The following is a 16,880-nucleotide window of genomic DNA, read 5'->3' as shown; positions in this document are numbered from 1 at the left end:
TGCGATCCTTGCGGCATAAGGCGGGGCGACAGGGCCCGTCTGAACGGTGTATGGGATAGAGCCACCAAACTGACAAGCGCCGAGGGGACAGACGCGGGGATGCCCGAGTTTCAGCGATACCACCGCAACACGACGATGTGGGAATCGTCGCTCGCCTTCATGGACACCATGTACGTGTCCATTGTGCGCGAGTTCCGGTCGGAGACGGGCGGCAGCATGCTGGGCTTCGTCTCCGCCCTCATCCGGCCGCTGTTCCTGTTCGCGATCTTCTGGGTGCTCTACGAGTTCATCGGCCGCTCCGCCCTGATCCGCGGCGACTTCCTACTCTTCATGATGACGGGGATCTTCCTCTATCTCGCTCACATTCAGGCGGTGACGACGCTGAAGGGGGCGGGGCACGGCAGTTCGGGCATGATCTTCTACGCGAAGACGTCAACGCTGTTGAACATCCTGACCTCGGCCATCAACCAGCTCTACATTCTGATCCTGTCGGTGATCGTGATCATGGGCTGTGCCTATCTGTTCCGCGGTCACCTTGAGGTCTACGACCCGGGACGAATGCTCCTGCCCTTCTTCATCGCGTTTGCGAGCGGGCTGGCAGTCGGCCTTCTGTTCCTGTCGATCACGCCGCTCGCGCCCGGCGTCATTCCGATGCTCTACCAGTTCTATCGGCGGGCGCAGATGATCACGAGCGGCAAGATGTTTCTGGCGAACATGCTGCCGGCCGATCTGCTGCCGTTTTTTTCCTGGAACCCGCTGTTCCACTCTATCGACCAGGCGCGGGGGCATGCCTTCATCAACTACACCCCGCGCAACACCAGCATCGAGTACGCGATCTACTTCACGCTAGCAGCCTTCGCGATTGGCTTCGTCATCGAGTTCGCCATGCGCGCGCGGGAGAGCCGAGGGCTCGAGTAGCGCCTACCAGATGATCTCGCCCTGCTTCTTGAAGTGGGAGGCCATGTACTCGACGAAGGCGCGCAGCTTGGGCTGCGGGAACCGACCCGGCGGGTATACGGCGTAGATGCCGAGGCGCGGTTTCTGGAGCTTCGGCAGGATCTCGACCGTGCGGCCCGCCTCCACCGAGTCGCGCAGGATGAAGGTCGGAACCATGGAGATGCCGAGCCCCGCTTCCACAGCACGCAGCAGCGCTTCGCCATTGTTCGCCGTCAGCTTCCCTCCAGCGCGCACCTGCTTCTCCACCCCGTTCTCCGTCAGCAGCCGCCAGAAGTTGCCAGTGGCGAGGTTGGAGTAGTGCAGCAGGTCGTGGTCGTTCAGATCCTCCACGCAGGTCGGCGTCCCGGCCCGCTGCAGATAGTTGGGCGAGGCCACCAGCAGGCTGGTCGCCTCGCCCAGCTTCCGCGCGCGCAGCGAACTGTCGGGCAGGTTGCCGATGCGGATGGCCAGGTCGAACCCTTCGGAGACCAGCTCCACGAACCGGTCGTCCATCACCATGTGCACGCTGACATCGGGGTACTGGCAGAGGAAATCGGCCACGGCGGCTGAGACATGCGTCGTCCCGAAGCCCACCGGAACCGACAGGCGCAGCTCACCGCGCGGCTCCGACTGCATCGAGGTGACCATCGCGTCCGCGTCGCTCGCCTCCGATATCACGCGGGTCGCCTTGTCATAATAGGCAAGCCCGATCTCCGTCGGGCTCACGCGGCGGGTCGTCCGGTTCAGCAGCCGTGCGCCCAGCCGGGCCTCCAGCGAGGAGACATGCTTGGAGATCGCGCTCTTCGAAATGCTCAGCTTGCGCGCCGCATCGGTGAAGCCGCCCTGATCGACGACCGCGATGAAGGCCTCCATTTCCGCCAACCGATCCATGCCTGCCTCCGTTTCCGCCTCCGCATCAGAAAGGAATGCGGAGGCCGATTGTCAACGGATCAGGTATAGGCACCCGGACATGCCGCGAGCTGGGTGCGGTAGACCATGGTCATGGTCTGGACCTCCTGCGCGGCATTGAGCAGGAACTCCTTTTCCCAATAAGATCCCTTGGCAAACCCGCTGTGCCCCTCGTGATAGGCGAGGTACTGCGCGAAGCTGTCGGCCGGTGAGAGCCCGTTCTTGCGGGAGGTGAGCTGCGTGTACCAGCCCACGAAATCGGCGGCGTCCGCGAAGTTGTCCCGCCGTGCCCAGTGCCGCCCGGTGTCCTGGCGATACCAGTCCCACGTCCCGTTGATCGCCTGCGCGTAGCCGTAGGCCGAGGACGTGCCGGGCGAGGCGTGCTGGCGGAACCGGCTCTCGCGCCACATGATGCCCATCATGACCTCGACCGGGGTGCCCCAGCGGGCGGAGGCCTCTTCCATATGCGTGCGCCAATGCGGCTTGTCCGCGAAGATGGCGCAGATGTTCATGGTGTTGGGCGGTGCGTCGTCCGGTGGCACCGAAGCGACTTCCTCACGCCCACCCCCACAGGCGCTCAGCAGGAGGGCGCCGCCCAGCGCGGCGGCCCGCAGCACATGCGTTCTCAACATCGAATTAACCTGTCTACTGTCCAAACTGCTCGATCGGGCCCGTTGATCGGGCCTCTGTAGCTAGACATAGCATGTTGCACGCTTGCAGGCAGGTAAAATCGGACCGCGGGTCGGTGACTGGACTCCGCCCGGACCCTCTTCTAGAGACGGTTGAATGAGCCGGGGGGCGCGTGGGATGACTGAAGTACGGGCTAAGTTTGCGATCGGGCAGGTGGTGCGGCACCGCATCCACCCCTTTCGCGGTGTGATTTTCGACGTGGACCCGGAGTTCGCGAATACCGACGAGTGGTGGGAGGCGATCCCGAAGGATCATCGTCCGCGCAAGGATCAGCCCTTCTACCATCTCTTCGCCGAGAACGAGACGAGCTACTACGTCGCCTATGTCTCCGAGCAGAATCTCCTGCCCGACGAGACCGGCGAACCGGTGGAGCATCCTGATATCGGCGAGATGTTCGACGTGCTGGAGAACGGCCGCTACCGGCTGGCCGGATCGCCGCACTGACGGGATCGTGGTAACTCCTTCTTCATCATATTCGGGACAATATCCTTCGCGACGCACGGACGCAGAAGGCTCCCGCAGTGAAGAGACCACCGCTTTTTCCATTGGTGCTGAGTGTTGCGCTCATGCTTGCGGCACTGCCTGCGCTGCACCTGGAGCTGCGCCCGGTCTTTAGCATCGGGCATTCGCAGCCGACCCGCATGGATGCGATCCTGTCCGGTTCCTTGCCGGTCGGCTTGTCCTTAGATGCCCGAAAGCGGATCCTGAACCTCTGCGAGACGACGCTCGCCCACGACGGCTCCTGGAGCCGCGGCCCCGATGCACGCCTTGCCCTGCTGCGGGAGTGCGATCGCACCGCGCGCCGGATCCTCGTGCGGAACCCCATGGACGGCTTTGCCTGGCTCGCGATCGGTGATGTCGCATTTCAGAGCGGCCGCGCCGATGCGATGTTCGCCGCCCTCGGCCAATCGCGCGCGGTCGCGCCGGGCGAGCTGTGGATCGCGTCGCGCCGGGTCAGAATCGGAGAGCAGATGCTTGGCTGGATGGACGGTGAAGCCCGCGCAGGTCATGAAGCAGATCTGCTGGTCGTGGCGCAAACCCCCCGCGGTGCTTGGTCACTCGCCCACCGCTATGTGAGCGAGCCAGAGTTTCGCGAGCGTCTCGTCGCTCTTGTCGAGACACTGCCGCAGGACGATCAGATCCGCTTTCTACGCAATGTTCAGCGGCAAAGCCGCGCCGCGCGGGGCCGCTCATGACGGTCGCAACCTCTGTCGTCGGAGCACGCAGATCCCGCCCCAACCGCACCCTCGCCGTCGCGTTGATGGCGCTGGTGATCCTGGCGCCGCTGCCGCTCGGCTCCAACCGTCCGGTGTTCTGGGCGCTGGGCGCGCTACTGATCGGCCTGGTCGGCGCGGTCTATTTCGGTGCGCTGGCCGCGCGCGGCAGCGCCCTGCGCAACCCGGTGGGGTCGTTCCGCATTCCCGCGGCGTTGGGCCTCGCCTATCTCGGCTGGCTCGTGCTCCAGATCGTTCCGCTGGGTGCGGTCTTCGGATCGTTCGAGACCACGCTGCCCTCCGGCATCACGGTCGCGCACGACACGATCAGCATCGCACCGGGTGCGACGATGCTCGCGGCGATGCGGGTTGCGGGCTACGGTCTCCTGTTCTTCCTGTTACTGCAGGCCGCCGCCCATCAGGAGCGGGCGCGCGTGATGGCGACGGCCTTGTTCCTCGCCATCGTAGCGTGGGCTGCCTATGGCGCCGTCGCCCTTGTCCAGCTCGGCGACAGCGTGCTGTTGTTCGAGAAATGGGCCTACGAGGGCTCAATGACCGGGCCGTTCGTCAACCGCAACTCTTTCGCCACGTTCCTCGCCATGGGCTTCGTCGCGGGGGTCGGCCTGTCGTTGGAGCGTCTGCTCGGCGGGGGCGGGGGCAAGCGGCCGGACCTCCTGAGCGCGGAGATGCTGAGGAGTTACCTCGTCGCTCTGGCGACCGTGCTGCTGCTGGCGGCGCTCTTTGCCACAAACTCGCGGATGGGTGTCTTCGCCGGCCTCGCCGGGGGCACCGTCACCGTGGGGCTCTTCGCCTTGACCCGGCCCCAAGTCAGCCGCAAGGCCGTTGTCGTCGCAGCACTCGGCGGGCTATTGGCGCTAGCCATGCTGCTCCGGCTCTACGGCGGAGGAGTGGTCGAGCGAATGGACAACGTCGACGAATCCGCTGACATCCGCCTCGCACTCTACGAGCAAATCCTGGGCCTGATCGCAGCTCGACCGTGGACCGGTTGGGGCGGTGATACGTTCGAGCTCGCCTTTCGCGCCTTTCGCGACGTGCCGGTGAGCCTCGACAAGAACTGGGAGCGGGCGCACTCCACCTACCTCGCCCACTGGTCGGAGACGGGGTTGATCTTCGGCTCGATCCCGCTCCTGCTCGTCGCGCTCGCCCTTTACGGCTGCATCAAGGCATTGCGCCGGGACGAGGTGAAGGTGCTGCCCGCGATCGGCATCGGTGTGATCGTGACCGGCGCCCTGCATTCGATCGTCGATTTCAGCCTGGAGATGCAGGCAAATGCCTGGCTCTTCATCGCCTTCCTCGGCATTGCACTCGCGCGCCGGCCTCGGCGGAGGCGCACATGATCCGCCGCTTCTTCCGTCGCCCGATGCCTCAAGGAGAGCCGACGCCATACGAGGATCTCGGCCCCGGGCCGGTCTACGCCATCGGCGATGTTCACGGGCATGTCGGTCTGCTGCGCGCGCTCGAACAGAAGATCCACGAGGACATGACTGCGCGGGGCGAAGAGACGGCTCGTATCGTCCTCATCGGAGATCTCGTGGACCGCGGGGCCGACAGTTCCGCCGTTCTGGACCATGTACTCACGCCGCAATCCTGGATGATGCGCACCTGTCTGACCGGCAATCACGAGGCGATGTTCGTGCGCTTCCTCGCCAATCCCTCGAGCCGTGATGGCTGGCTGAGCGTCGGCGGAATGGAAACGCTCGCCTCCTACGGCATCTACACCCATGCACTCGACGGCCCGCCCCATCGCCTGCGCGCCGCGGTCGAAACGCTGATCCCCGACGCGCACCGCGCCTTTTTGAAGGCGATGCCGCTGGGCGCGACGACCCCCGGATACCTGTTCGTGCATGCGGGGATCGATCCGGCGGTTCCCGTCGAGAGGCAGGATCGGGAAACGCTGCTCTGGATCAGGGATGGTTTCCTCGATCACGACGGCCCGCTGTCCCGCGTGGTGGTGCATGGACACACCCCCGCGGCGGAGCCGGAGCTGCGCGCCAATCGGATCGGGATCGACACGGGCGCCGGATATGGCGGCCCGCTGACTGCCGTTCGGGTCGAGGAGGGGATGCCCCCCGCCATCCTGCAGGTCGCCGCGGCGACGGGTGTGTAGTGAAGACGAAGGACGCTTGAGGTCGGATATGGGCGAAAACGGGTTGGACATCTCGGCGGTGATCGGAATCCTGCGCCGTCAGAGCCGGATCGTGATCTACACGACGCTCTTGGTGCTCGGCCTCACGGCGCTCTGGCTCTTCTCGCTGACACCCCGCTACACCGCGTCGAGCCTGCTGGTGATCGATCCCGCGGGCACCAACCTTCTCGAACCGACCGAGGCGCGGACTTCGCCTGCCAGCGACAATGCCCGCATCGCGTCGGAGCTGGAGATCCTGCGCTCGAACGCCACCGCGCTCGCCGTGGTTGAGGCGGCGGACCTGATCGGCTCCAGCGACTTCGGCGTCCGGCTGTCGACCTGGCAGCGGCTCGAGGCGTTCCTCGGCTTTGCGGAGACCAGCGAGCCATCTGGCGCTGACGTTCTGAACGGCGTCCTCAACCGCTTCCGCAATGGTCTGCAGGTCAGCCGCCGCGGCGCGACCTACCTACTGCAGGTCTCTTATACCTCCACCGATCCGGTTCGCGCGGCGGAGCTCGCCAACCTCACCGTCGACACGTATATCGCGGGACAGGTGCAGGCGAAGGTCGGCACGGCCCTCGCCGCGCGTGACGTCATTCAAGCGCGGATCGCCGCTGCGGACGCCGAACTGGTCGAGGCGGAGCTCGCCTTCGACGCCTTCATCGACACGAACTTCGACCGGATTGCGGAGGAGACGGGGCGGAGCGATCTCGCCGACCTGCGCCGTCAGCTCGAAGCGGTCGAGACCGAGTCCACCCGCACCCGCGTCCTCGCCAACGAGGCGAGCCGCACGCGGGAGCTCGGCAACTGGGCGGCCCTCGCCGACCGGCTCCAGAACGAAACTCTCGTCCAGCTCGCGGCCCAGCGGGCGGAACTGAACGAGGATCTGGCCGAGGCCACCACCGAGCAGTCGGTGAACCTGCGCGCTGAGCTGGAGGCACTGGAGAACCGTCTGGCCCGCGAGGCCGACACCGCGATCGAGGATCTGCGCGGTGAGCTCGCCCAGCTCGAAACCCAGGCAGGCGCCTACCAGAGCGAACTGCGCCAGAACGTGCTGACCGCCGACCTGCCGCCGGAGCTGCTGACCCAGATCTTCTCGATCCAGCAGCGGGGCACGCTGGCGCGCACCCAATATCAGACGCTCCTCTCGCGCCTGCGCGATTTCGAGACCCAGGCCGATCTGCAGGTCGCAGATGCGCGCGTCGTCTCCCCGGCGCTGCCGCCCTCGCGGCCCTCCTATCCCAACACGCAGCTCGCCCTCGCACTGGCGCTGATCGGCGGGCTGAGCGTCGGCGTTGGCCTCGCCCTGCTGCGCGAGTTCTACATCGGCGGCTTCGTCAGCGACACGCAGGCGGAGGAGGGGCTTGGCGTTCCGGTCCCCGCCACCATCCCGCGGCTGGCCGAGGATCTGAACCCGGCCGATCAGATCGTGTCCGCGCCCCTCTCCCGCTATGCGGAGGCGTTCCGCCGGGTCCGTGCCTCGATCGACCAGACGCTGGCGCGTCAGGCGGCCGATGATCTGCCGGTGAACGCGCCGATCGCCACGCCGGCCAAGGGTCCGCTGACCATCATGGTCGCCTCGACCCTGCCGGCGGAGGGCAAGACGACCACGTCGCTCGCGCTCGCCCGCACCTACGCCCTGTCCGGCAAGCGCACAGTGCTGATCGACTGCGACCTGCGCAAACCCTCGGTGGCCGAGCGGTTGCAGCTCGAGCAGCAGGCGGGTCTTTTGGACTTCCTGACCGCGAAGCCCGGCGAGGTCGTCGATCTGGAAGGGATCATGGGCCTCGACCCGCGCTCCGATCTCGAGGTCATCCCGTCCCTCGGCCGGTCGAGCCGACCGACGGATCAGCTCCTGATGTCGCAGCGCTTCACCGACCTGATGGAGGCGGTGCGCAGCCACTACGACGTGGTCGTCCTCGACACCCCGCCGATGTTGCCTGTGGTCGATGGCCGCTATCTTGCCCACCGCGCGAACGCCATCGTGCTCGTGGTGAAGTGGGCCGAGACGCGTCAGCAGGACGTGCGCCAGACGCTCTCGATGCTCGACGACGTGCGCAACCCGCTGACGCCCGTCTTCACCGTGCTCAACAGCATCGACGACGGGAAGCGGCCGGGCGCCTACAAGGGCTATGCGAGCGCTTACTACGTAGAGTGAGGGGCGGGGCCGACGGGCCCGCGCCCCATCCGGTGATTACGCCGCGCGCTCGCCCTTCGGCTGCCATGCGAACTTCTCGAACGCCGCATCCGTGGGCGTGTCGAAGATCGAATTCACGTAGTTCGACATCACCTTCTGCGCGACGATCAGGATCACGTCGAGCACCGCGCGCTCGCCATAGCCCGCGGCCTCGAACGCTGCGACCTGCTCCGCCGACGGACGGCCACGGCTGTCCGCCACGGCGAGGGTGAAGTCGCGCAGCGCCTCCAGCTTCGCATCCACGAGCGGCGTCTCATCCCTCAGCGCATCAATGATCGCGGGATCCACCTTCTCCCGATGGGCAATGGCGGTATGGGCAGGCACGCAGTAGTGGCACTGATGCCTGACATTGACCGTCATCCAGACCACCGTCCGCTCCTCTTTGGTGAAGGCCGTGCCGTTGATCGCGAGCGCGTGCAGCCGCTGGTAACCCTCCAGCAGCCCCGGACTCTCCGCCATCACGCCATGCAGGCTGGGCGGCCGCCCGAACGTCTTCATGGAGTTTTCGAGGAGCGGCTTGGAGTCTTCGGGGGCGCTGTCGAGCGTGTGCACGGTCGTTTTCACGGGCTTCGTCCTTTGCTGTGGCGACGCGCGGTCCTGCGCGACCGGCCACAGGTGGTCGGAGCACCGCCCAATGGAACGGCAGTTCACGAAATCGCGCTTGAGCGAGGCGGAAAACGGGGATTGGAGCCGCAGCGGCGACAGTCTGTTCAGAGCGACCGCATGTAGATGTCGAACTCCACGTCCGTCACCCGGGTGCGCAGGCTGTCCATCTCCTGCGCTTTCATCAGCCCGTAGACGCGCGCGAATTCCGGACCGAGTGCACGGGCGACGAATTCTGACTCCTGGAATGCCGCGAGCGCCCGGCCCCAACCGAGCGGCAGCTCCGGCCCGTGCTCCGCCGTGGCCTCACCGACCACCGGGGTGCCGGGATCGGCCGGATGCTCCATCCCCTCCAGCACCGCCTGCAACACGATGGCGAGCGAGATGTAGGGATTGGCGTCGGCCCCGGCGACGCGATGCTCCAGCCGGGCCGCCTTGCCGGTGGTCGCGGGCACCCGCACCGCCACGCCCCGATTGTCGAGGCCCCAGGCCGCGATGATCGGCGCATAGCTCCCGGGTGCGAGCCGCCGGTAGGAGTTCAGATGCGGCGCGAAGACGAGTGTGGACGCCGGCATCTCGTCCACCAGCTTCGCCACTGCGCCGCCCAGCGCCGCGTTCGGCATCTCGCAATCGCCGGCGAAGATGTTGCGCCCCGCCTCGTCCAGCATCGAGATGTGGAAATGGAGCCCCGAGCCCGAATGCTCGCCATAAGGCTTGGCCATGAAGCACGCCTCCAGCCCATGCTTCCGCGCCACGCCGCGGATCGCGAGCTTGAGCATCATGGCCTGGTCGGCGGCGGAGAGCGCGTCGGCCGTATGCGCGAGGTTGATCTCGAACTGTCCCGGCCCAAACTCCGCGAGCGCCACGTCCGCCTGCGCGCCAAGCGCCAGCGCCGCCTCCCTGATCTCGTTGAGGATCGGCAGGAACGGCTCCTGCACGCTGAGCCGGTAGATCTGCGGGTCCTCCAGCCGGTCACCGGTAAGCGGGCTGACGGGCGGCTGGCCCCGTCCACCCGGATCGCGGGCGGCGTCCATCAGGTAGAACTCCAGCTCCGGCGCGACGACCGGCGTCAGCCCCTTCTCGGTAAAGCGCCGGACCACCGCGGCCAGCGCCTGCCGCGGGTCGTAGACATTGGGCCGCCCATCCGCATGCGTCATGGTCATCAGCGCCACGCCATGGTCGGACCACAGGGCCGGGCCGAAAGCGACGCAGTGCCCGCACCCGTCCGGGTCGCCCCGGTCGATGGCGATGCCGGCCGCCTCCACATCCGCCGACAGGATGTCGAGGTTGTAGGTCGACAGCGGCAGCTTCACCGCGCCGAAGAGCTTGTCGACCTGGTCCGGCGGCAGGTGCTTGCCCCGGAACACGCCGTTCATGTCGGGAAAGACCAGCTCAATGGAGCGTAGGTCGCCAGTCTCGACCGCCTGCCGGATCGCGGGGCGCATGTCGCTCATGACGCGCTCGCGTAGATACAAAGGAGCTCCAGTGCGATGGTCGCCCCGGCCAGCGCCGTGATCTCGCCGACGTCGTAGGCGGGCGAGACCTCGACCACGTCGCCGCCCACGATGTTGAGGCCGTGCAGGCCGCGCAAGATCGCCATCGCCTGATGTGTCGTCAGCCCGCCCACTACGGGCGTGCCGGTGCCCGGCGCGCAGGACGGATCGAGCGCGTCGATGTCGAAGGTCAGATAGCAGGGCCCGTCGCCGACCCGCTCGCGGACCGCGGTCACGGTCTCGGCAGTCGGGGTCTCATGTACCTTGATCGCATTACGCACCTCAATCCCAAGCGGATCGTCGTTGGTGGTGCGGATGCCGACCTGGATCGAGCGGTCCGGGTCGATCAGCCCCTCCTCGACCGCGTGGTAGAACATGGTGCCATGGTCGATCCGCGTCCCGTCATCCTTCCACGTGTCGGTATGGGCATCGAACTGGATCAGGCCCAGCGGGCCGTGCTTGGCCACATGCGCCTTCAGCGACGGGTAAGTGGTGAAGTGATCGCCGCCGATCAGCAGCACCTTGTCCACTTGCCCGAGCACATGGGCAATCGCCGCCTCGATATGCGCGGGCGTCTGCTCCGGATGGCCGGGGTCGATATGGATGTCGCCCCAGTCGCCCACCGCCAGCCGCTCGAACGGGTCGAAGCTCGACGGCCAGGCGCGCGCCCAGGCGAGGTTGGTGGAGGCCGCGCGTACCGCTCGCGGGCCGAAGCGGCTGCCCGGCCGGTTGGTGACGGAGGTGTCGAAGGGCACGCCCATCACCGCCACATCAACCCCGCTCAAATCGCGCACATATTTCCGGCGGCAGAAGCTCAGCGCGCCGGAATAGAACATCTCGTCATGGGTGTTGTCCTTCAGCCCGTCGGCGGTGAAGGCATAATCCTTGCGGTGGTCCATCACGCCCCCGCCATCTTGGCCGCCGCACCCACGAGCAAGCCGCCCGCGATCGCCTCGATCCGCCGCCGGACCGCGTCGCGCAGGGCCTTCCCGGCGGAGCGGGCGGCCGCCAGCCCCACTACGCAGTAGATCAGCCCGCAGAGCCCGATGAACACCGCCGACAGGAGCAGCGTCTGCGGCGCCACCGCCTGCGTCGGGTCCACGAATTGCGGGAGCACCGCGACGTACATCAGGATGCCCTTGGGGTTCAGGAAGCTCGTGAAGAACCCCCGCCACAGAGAGACCGGCGGCGTCGCCACCACCTCCAGATCGCCCCGCCGCTCCCACGCCGAGCGCAGCATCCGGTAGGCGAGCCACGAGATATAGGCGACCCCCAGCCATTTCACGACGGTGAAGAGCATGGGCGAGGCCGCCACCAGCGCCGCGATCCCGACGGCGGCCAGCAGCGCATGCGCCGAGTAGCCGATCAGCACGCCCGCCACCGCGCGCAGCGCCCCGCGCCGCCCGGCAGCGAGCCCCTGGCTGATCGCGAACAGGATGTCCGGCCCCGGCGTACAGATCAGCGGCACGACGGCAAGCACGAAGAGGATGAGGGTCTGGGCGTCCATGGCGCGCTCCCGCGTAACTGCCTCACCAGAAACCACCATCGCCCCCGCCTGTCCAGATGGCGGCGCTTGACCGTCCCGTGGCGGAGGGGGAGTGTAGCGCCCATGAATGCGCGCGACAGGATCGAGGGGCAGGGCCCGGCCCATGAACGGGTCTACCGCCACCTGCGCACCGCCATCCTACAAGGGGAGATGGAGCCGGGGCAGAGCCTGACCCTGCGCGGCATCGCCGGCGATCTCGGCGTGTCCATGACCCCGGTGCGGGAGGCGCTGCGGCGGCTGGTGGCCGAGGGGGCGCTCACCCTCTCCAAATCCGGCCGCATCGCGACGCCCGAGCTCACGCCCGAGCGGATCGAGGAGCTCGCTGCGATCCGCGCCCTCCTGGAGCCGGAGCTTGCCGCCCGCGCCCTGCCGCGCGCCCACATGGCGCTGATCGAGCGGATGGAGGCGCTGAATGCCGAGATCGCGCGCCTCGTCGCCGATGGCGCGCGCACCGGCTATGTCCGCGCCAATCTGGAGTTCCACCGCACGCTCTACCTCCGCGCTCAGGCCCCCGCGATGCTGGCGCTCACCGAAACCGTATGGTTGCAATCCGGTCCCACCTTGCGCGCGATGTACGCGCGTCAGCAGCAAACCCGCGCCGTCGACACACATTCCAAGATCATCGCGGCGCTGAAGGCCGGTGATGAGCCCGGCCTGCGCCTCGCCGTGCGGGCCGACGTGACTGGGGGACTGAGGATGCTCGCGCGATGAAGACGACAACCCTCGCGGCGCTCGCCGCGTTCACCGTTCTGCTGGCCTGCGGCGAGGACGAACCCGAGCGGCAGAGCGCCCGCATCACCGGCGGCGGCCTGTGCGGCGACCCGCGCCTCCAAGGCCAGGCCATCGGCTTCGTCGACGGGCCGGGCCAGTGCGGCATCGGCAACGCGGTGGAGCTCTGGTCCATCGGCGGCGTCAGCCTCGGCGGCGGCGCGACCGTGGACTGCAAGGCGGCACGTGCGATGGCGAACTGGATGGACAGCGGCATGGCCCGCGCCGCGGCGGAGGATGGCCGCCGCGTCACCGAAGTCGAGGTCGCCGTGACCTATGCCTGCCGCAACCGCTATGGCCGCGCGGGCGGACGGCTCAGCGAGCACGCGCTGGGCAACGCCGTCGACATCACCGGTTTCCGCTTCGCCGATGGCGGCCGGATCAGCGTGCTGGACGACTGGGCCTCCAGCCGCTTCCTGCGGAAGGTCCATTCGAGCGCGTGCGGCCCGTTCTCCACCGTGCTCGGGCCGGAGTACAACGCCGCGCATCGCGACCACTTCCACTTCGACGTCGCCTCCGGCTACAGCTCCGGGCCGTTTTGTCGCTAGCGCGAACCGCAGGATGTGGTAAGAGAACCTTACCAATTCGGAGAGCCTGATGCCCCGCGTCGCCCTGTTCGTCACCTGCCTCGTCGACATGTTCCGCCCCACGGTGGGGTTTGCCACCGTCAAACTGCTGGAGGACGCGGGCTGCACCGTCGAGGTGCCCGAGGCGCAGACCTGCTGCGGCCAGCCCGCCTGGAACTCCGGCGACCGCGCGACGGCGGCCGAGATCGCGAAACAGGTGATTTTTGCTTTCGAGGGCTATGACTATGTCGTGGCCCCCTCCGGCTCCTGCGCCGGGACCATCGTGAAGGACTATCCGCAGATGCTCGACGGCGCCTGGCGCAAGCGGGCCGAGGCGCTGGCGGCGAAAACCCACGAGGTGACGTCGTTCCTGGTCGATGTGCTGGGGGTGGAGGGCGTGGAGGCCGACGTTCCGCGGCTCGCCACCTATCACGACTCCTGCTCCGGCCTGCGCGGGCTCGGCGTGAAGGCGCAGCCGAGGAAGCTGCTGGCCTCCGCCGGGACCACCCTGCGCGAGATGGAGGAGGCCGAGGTCTGCTGCGGCTTCGGCGGCACCTTCTGCGTGAAGTATCCCGAAATTTCCGACAGCATGGTCGGTGACAAGACCCGCAACGCCGCCGACACGGGGGCCGAGATGCTCTTGGCCGGCGATCTCGGCTGCCTGATGAACATGGCGGGCAAGGCGCAGCGTGATGGCCGCGGGCTGGAGGTCCGCCACGTGGTCGAGGTGCTCGCCGGCATGACCGACACGCCGGCGATCGGGGAGGGCTCGAAATGATCGACATGTGGCGAAAGGTCCCGGCGCTTCGGCCGGGACGGTTGGAACTCTTTGAAACCGCCCCGGACCTGATCCGGGGCCGCTCGGATTTCAGCACGCTTCGGAACACCCTCTGCCGGGCGAGCAGCCCGGCCAGCGCCCGCACCGCCCCCCCGGGGCGGGCGCTTCCACGCCCACCTCGCGGCGCGGGCGCTGACCTATCGGCGCGCGTCGATCACGAGGACGTCGCTCCATGACCCTCCACGAGCCCACCACGCCGCAGTTCAAGCAGAATGCCCACGAGGCGCTGCGCGACGAGAACCTGCAATCCGCCCTGCGCGGCGCCCGCAACGGCTTCGTCGGCAAGCGCGCCGCGGCCCGCGCCAAGCTGGGCGAGGACGAATTCGACGGCCTGCGCGATGCCGCGCGCGACCTGAAAAACCACGTCCTCGCCAACCTCGCCGACTACCTCGAAGCCTACGAGGGCAAGGTCACCGCAGCGGGCGGCCACGTCCACTGGGCCGAAACGGCGGAGGACGCGCAGAACATCGTCCTCGACATCTGCCGCAAGGCGGGGGCCAAGACGGTCAACAAGGGCAAGACGATGATCTCGGAGGAATGCGGGATCAACGACCACCTCGCCGCCAACGGGATCAAGCCGGTGGAGACGGATCTGGGCGAGTACATCATCCAGCTCCGCGGCGAGACGCCCTCCCACATCATTGCACCCGCGGTGCACGTCACCGTCCCGCAGGTGCGCGAGGAGTTTCAGAAGGCCCACACCCACCTGCCCGAAAGCCGCGACCTTTCCGGCCTCGACACGCTTCTGAGCGAGGCGCGTGGCGTCCTGCGGGAGAAGTACTTCCAGGCCGAGGTTGGCATCACTGGCGCCAACATGCTGATCGCCGAGACGGGGCAGAGCGTCATCGTCACCAATGAGGGCAATGGCGATCTCAGCCAGTCGCTGCCGCGGGTCCACATCGTCATGGCCTCGATCGAGAAGATCGTCCCGACGCTGGAGGACTCGTCCACCATCCTGCGCGTCCTCGGCCGCTCCGCCACCGGGCAGGACATGAGCGTCTACACGACCTATTCCAGCGGCCCGCGCCGGGCGGAAGATCCGGACGGACCCGAGGAGTACCACGTCGTCCTGCTCGACAACGGGCGGACCAACATGCTCGGCACCGAGTTCGAGGAGATGCTGCGCTGCATCCGCTGCGGCGCCTGCATGAACCACTGCCCGGTCTACCAGACGGTCGGCGGCCACGCCTATGGCTGGGTCTATCCCGGGCCGATGGGTGCGGTGCTCACGCCCTCGCTGATCGGGGTGGAGGAGGGCGGGCACCTGCCCAACGCCTCCACCTTCTGCGGGCGGTGTGAGGATGTCTGCCCGATGCGCATCCCGCTGCCGAAGATGATGCGGCATTGGCGCGAACGCGAATTCGAGAAGAAGCTGACGCCGGGCGCGGCGCGCTACGGGCTCGGCCTCTGGGCCTTCTTCGCCAAGCGGCCGGGGCTCTATCGTGCAGGCACGCGGCTCGGCATGGCGGCGCTGCGGCTGCTGGGGCGCGGGAGGGGGCGGGTGTCGTCCCTGCCGCTCGCCGGGGGCTGGACCGCGACGCGGGACATGCCGGTGCCTTCGGGCGACACGTTCATGGCGCAGTGGAAGGCGAAGCGATGAGTGCCCGCGACCGTATCCTCACCCGGATCCGCCGGGCACAGGGGCGCGATGGCGGCCCCGCCGCCATCGGGGCGGAGATCCGCCCCGGCGCGGTTCCCGCGCCGCGCCCCACCATCGCCTCGCTCGACGGGCCCGAGCGCCTCGACCGTTTCATCGCCCAGGCCGAGGCGGCGGATGCCACCGTCTCCCGCATCGAGAGCATCGCGGACCTGCCCGCAGCGCTTGCTACCGAGCTGCGCGACCGCAACCTGCCCGCGGCTATCCGCATGGGCGCAGACCCCGCCTTCGACGGCCTCGACTGGGGCACGGTCGAGACCAGCCAAGGCCCCGGCCGGATCGAGGAGCCCGCGACGCTTTCCAAGGCGCGCTACGGCATGGCCGAGACCGGGACGCTCGTCCTCGCTTCCGGCCCCGACAACCCGGTCACGCTCACCTTCCTGGGTGAGACCCATTTCGTGGCCATCGACGCCGGCGACGTGAAGGCGGGGTTCGAGGATATGTGGGCTGCCTTCCGCGCCTCCGGCCTCGACCCGCGCACGGTGAACATGGTCACCGGCCCCTCCCGCTCCGCCGATATCGGGCAGACGCTGCAACTCGGCGCGCACGGTCCCGTGGCACTCCACATCTTCCTCGTCGGATGAGCCAGGCGCTGGAGGATCATGCTGGCGCGCTGCCCGGCGCGTGGATGGTGGTCCAGTGGATGGGCGCGCATGTCTTCAAGGTCGGCCCCGGCGACAAGGCCAAGGTCTTCGCCATCTTCGCGGACAAGACCGAGCGCGTGACCCTCAAATGCAAGGATGCCGAGACCGCATCCTTCCTCATCGAGATCGGCGCGGCCGAAAAGGCCCCCCACCTGCCGCGTGGCGGCTGGGTGGCCTTCTCGCTCAACGATACGGATGAGGATGACCTCAGGGAGCGGATCGAGACGTCCTACGACGTCGTCCGCGCCACGCTCACGAAGGCGCAGCAGGCGGACCTGCCGCCCCGCTAGAACGTGCAGGCGGTGATGTCGCGCCCGACGAAATCCGCCGCCGGGCGGAAGCTCAGGCTCTCCCCGATGAAATCGATGATCACGGCATCCGGGGAGAACGCCCATTTCCCCTCGCCCAGCCGGTCGCTCAGCACATCGCAGGAGATGCCGAGATAGATGACATCCCGGTTCCCGCCCAGCAGTTGAGTGGAGCGCAGGACGACACCATTGGGGTTTCGGGTCTGTTCGTAGGTGGTGCCGTCGGGCAGGGACATGGACACGGCCCAGGCGGGGACGGCGATCAGGAGAAGGGCGAGGCAGAGGCTACGCAGCAGCACGGGGTGGAATCTTTCGCTTTAACTTGGTGGGTGAATCGACTATGGCACGGCTTCGCGCGGCGCTTA

Annotated in this window: 19 protein-coding genes; 12 read left to right on the top strand and 7 right to left on the bottom strand. The window is 67.6% G+C overall.

Going from position 1 to position 16,880, the window contains the following annotated elements:
• The first annotated feature begins 99 nt into the window (after positions 1 to 99).
• Positions 100 to 918 (top strand): ABC transporter permease, encoded by an 819-nt coding sequence (locus tag I0K15_RS09030; protein WP_196105106.1) that lies wholly within the window; start codon positions 100 to 102, stop codon positions 916 to 918.
• 3 nt (positions 919 to 921) lie between these two features.
• Here the strand turns inward: I0K15_RS09030 and I0K15_RS09025 are convergent, their stop codons facing one another.
• Positions 922 to 1,827: a LysR family transcriptional regulator gene (locus tag I0K15_RS09025; RefSeq protein WP_196105105.1), complete on the bottom strand. Its 906-nt coding sequence runs from the start codon at positions 1,825 to 1,827 to the stop codon at positions 922 to 924.
• 59 nt (positions 1,828 to 1,886) lie between these two features.
• A complete protein-coding gene (locus tag I0K15_RS09020; RefSeq protein ID WP_196105104.1) occupies positions 1,887 to 2,477 on the bottom strand; it encodes a transglycosylase SLT domain-containing protein in 591 nt (196 codons plus the stop codon).
• Positions 2,478 to 2,652: 175 nt separating this feature from the next.
• Between I0K15_RS09020 and hspQ the strand changes: the two genes are divergently transcribed.
• The 5 genes from hspQ to I0K15_RS08995 all read left to right on the top strand — a co-directional run bounded on the left by hspQ (position 2,653) and on the right by I0K15_RS08995 (position 8,053).
• Positions 2,653 to 2,979, top strand: a complete 327-nt coding sequence (gene hspQ, locus I0K15_RS09015; RefSeq protein WP_196105103.1) for a heat shock protein HspQ — start codon at positions 2,653 to 2,655, stop codon at positions 2,977 to 2,979.
• 122 nt (positions 2,980 to 3,101) lie between these two features.
• Positions 3,102 to 3,731, top strand: a complete 630-nt coding sequence (locus I0K15_RS09010; protein WP_196105102.1) for a hypothetical protein — start codon at positions 3,102 to 3,104, stop codon at positions 3,729 to 3,731.
• A complete protein-coding gene (locus I0K15_RS09005; protein WP_196105101.1) occupies positions 3,728 to 5,107 on the top strand; it encodes an O-antigen ligase family protein in 1,380 nt (459 codons plus the stop codon). Before I0K15_RS09010 ends, I0K15_RS09005 begins: the two co-directional genes overlap by 4 nt.
• The gene (locus I0K15_RS09000; protein WP_196105100.1) at positions 5,104 to 5,877 is read left to right on the top strand and encodes a metallophosphoesterase family protein; all 774 of its coding nucleotides are present in this window, start codon (positions 5,104 to 5,106) and stop codon (positions 5,875 to 5,877) included. Before I0K15_RS09005 ends, I0K15_RS09000 begins: the two co-directional genes overlap by 4 nt.
• Positions 5,878 to 5,935: 58 nt before the next feature.
• A complete protein-coding gene (locus I0K15_RS08995) occupies positions 5,936 to 8,053 on the top strand; it encodes a GumC family protein (protein WP_196105099.1) in 2,118 nt (705 codons plus the stop codon).
• Positions 8,054 to 8,089: 36 nt separating this feature from the next.
• On the opposite strand, the gene I0K15_RS08990 is transcribed toward I0K15_RS08995, so the two are convergent.
• The 4 genes from I0K15_RS08990 to I0K15_RS08975 form a co-directional block, all read right to left on the bottom strand.
• Entirely contained in the window at positions 8,090 to 8,656 is a 567-nt protein-coding gene (locus I0K15_RS08990) for a carboxymuconolactone decarboxylase family protein (protein ID WP_230374363.1), read from the bottom strand.
• 146 nt (positions 8,657 to 8,802) lie between these two features.
• Complete coding sequence (locus I0K15_RS08985) at positions 8,803 to 10,149, bottom strand: glutamine synthetase family protein (RefSeq protein WP_196105098.1); 1,347 nt, start codon at positions 10,147 to 10,149, stop codon at positions 8,803 to 8,805.
• Positions 10,146 to 11,087, bottom strand: a complete 942-nt coding sequence (gene speB / locus I0K15_RS08980; RefSeq protein WP_196105097.1) for an agmatinase — start codon at positions 11,085 to 11,087, stop codon at positions 10,146 to 10,148. Before speB ends, I0K15_RS08985 begins: the two co-directional genes overlap by 4 nt.
• The gene (locus tag I0K15_RS08975; protein WP_196105096.1) at positions 11,087 to 11,695 is read right to left on the bottom strand and encodes a LysE family translocator; all 609 of its coding nucleotides are present in this window, start codon (positions 11,693 to 11,695) and stop codon (positions 11,087 to 11,089) included. Before I0K15_RS08975 ends, speB begins: the two co-directional genes overlap by 1 nt.
• A gap of 102 nt (positions 11,696 to 11,797) precedes the next feature.
• Here I0K15_RS08975 and I0K15_RS08970 point away from each other — a divergent pair, with 102 nt between their 5' ends.
• The 6 genes from I0K15_RS08970 to I0K15_RS08945 all read left to right on the top strand — a co-directional run bounded on the left by I0K15_RS08970 (position 11,798) and on the right by I0K15_RS08945 (position 16,497).
• Positions 11,798 to 12,445 carry a GntR family transcriptional regulator gene (locus I0K15_RS08970; protein ID WP_196105095.1) on the top strand — a complete coding sequence of 216 codons (648 nt, stop codon included), beginning with the start codon at positions 11,798 to 11,800 and terminating at the stop codon, positions 12,443 to 12,445.
• Complete coding sequence (locus I0K15_RS08965; protein WP_196105094.1) at positions 12,442 to 13,050, top strand: extensin-like domain-containing protein; 609 nt, start codon at positions 12,442 to 12,444, stop codon at positions 13,048 to 13,050. Before I0K15_RS08970 ends, I0K15_RS08965 begins: the two co-directional genes overlap by 4 nt.
• Before the next feature lie 49 nt (positions 13,051 to 13,099).
• Positions 13,100 to 13,846: a (Fe-S)-binding protein gene (locus I0K15_RS08960; RefSeq protein ID WP_196105093.1), complete on the top strand. Its 747-nt coding sequence runs from the start codon at positions 13,100 to 13,102 to the stop codon at positions 13,844 to 13,846.
• A gap of 232 nt (positions 13,847 to 14,078) precedes the next feature.
• Positions 14,079 to 15,506: a lactate utilization protein B gene (locus tag I0K15_RS08955; RefSeq protein WP_196105092.1), complete on the top strand. Its 1,428-nt coding sequence runs from the start codon at positions 14,079 to 14,081 to the stop codon at positions 15,504 to 15,506.
• Positions 15,503 to 16,147: a LutC/YkgG family protein gene (locus I0K15_RS08950; RefSeq protein WP_196105091.1), complete on the top strand. Its 645-nt coding sequence runs from the start codon at positions 15,503 to 15,505 to the stop codon at positions 16,145 to 16,147. The genes I0K15_RS08955 and I0K15_RS08950 overlap by 4 nt, the downstream gene beginning before the upstream one ends.
• Entirely contained in the window at positions 16,144 to 16,497 is a 354-nt protein-coding gene (locus I0K15_RS08945) for an MmcQ/YjbR family DNA-binding protein (protein ID WP_196105090.1), read from the top strand. The genes I0K15_RS08950 and I0K15_RS08945 overlap by 4 nt, the downstream gene beginning before the upstream one ends.
• Here I0K15_RS08945 and I0K15_RS08940 read toward each other — a convergent pair.
• Positions 16,494 to 16,814 (bottom strand): hypothetical protein, encoded by a 321-nt coding sequence (locus tag I0K15_RS08940; RefSeq protein ID WP_196105089.1) that lies wholly within the window; start codon positions 16,812 to 16,814, stop codon positions 16,494 to 16,496. The two genes, I0K15_RS08945 and I0K15_RS08940, sit on opposite strands and share 4 nt — an antisense overlap.
• Positions 16,815 to 16,880: the final 66 nt, after the last annotated feature.

Origin of the sequence: Pontivivens ytuae, assembly GCF_015679265.1 — a bacterium.
Lineage (GTDB): Bacteria > Pseudomonadota > Alphaproteobacteria > Rhodobacterales > Rhodobacteraceae > Pontivivens > Pontivivens ytuae.
Note: the sequence above shows the minus strand (reverse complement) of the source record. Positions and strands in the feature narration are given on the sequence as shown.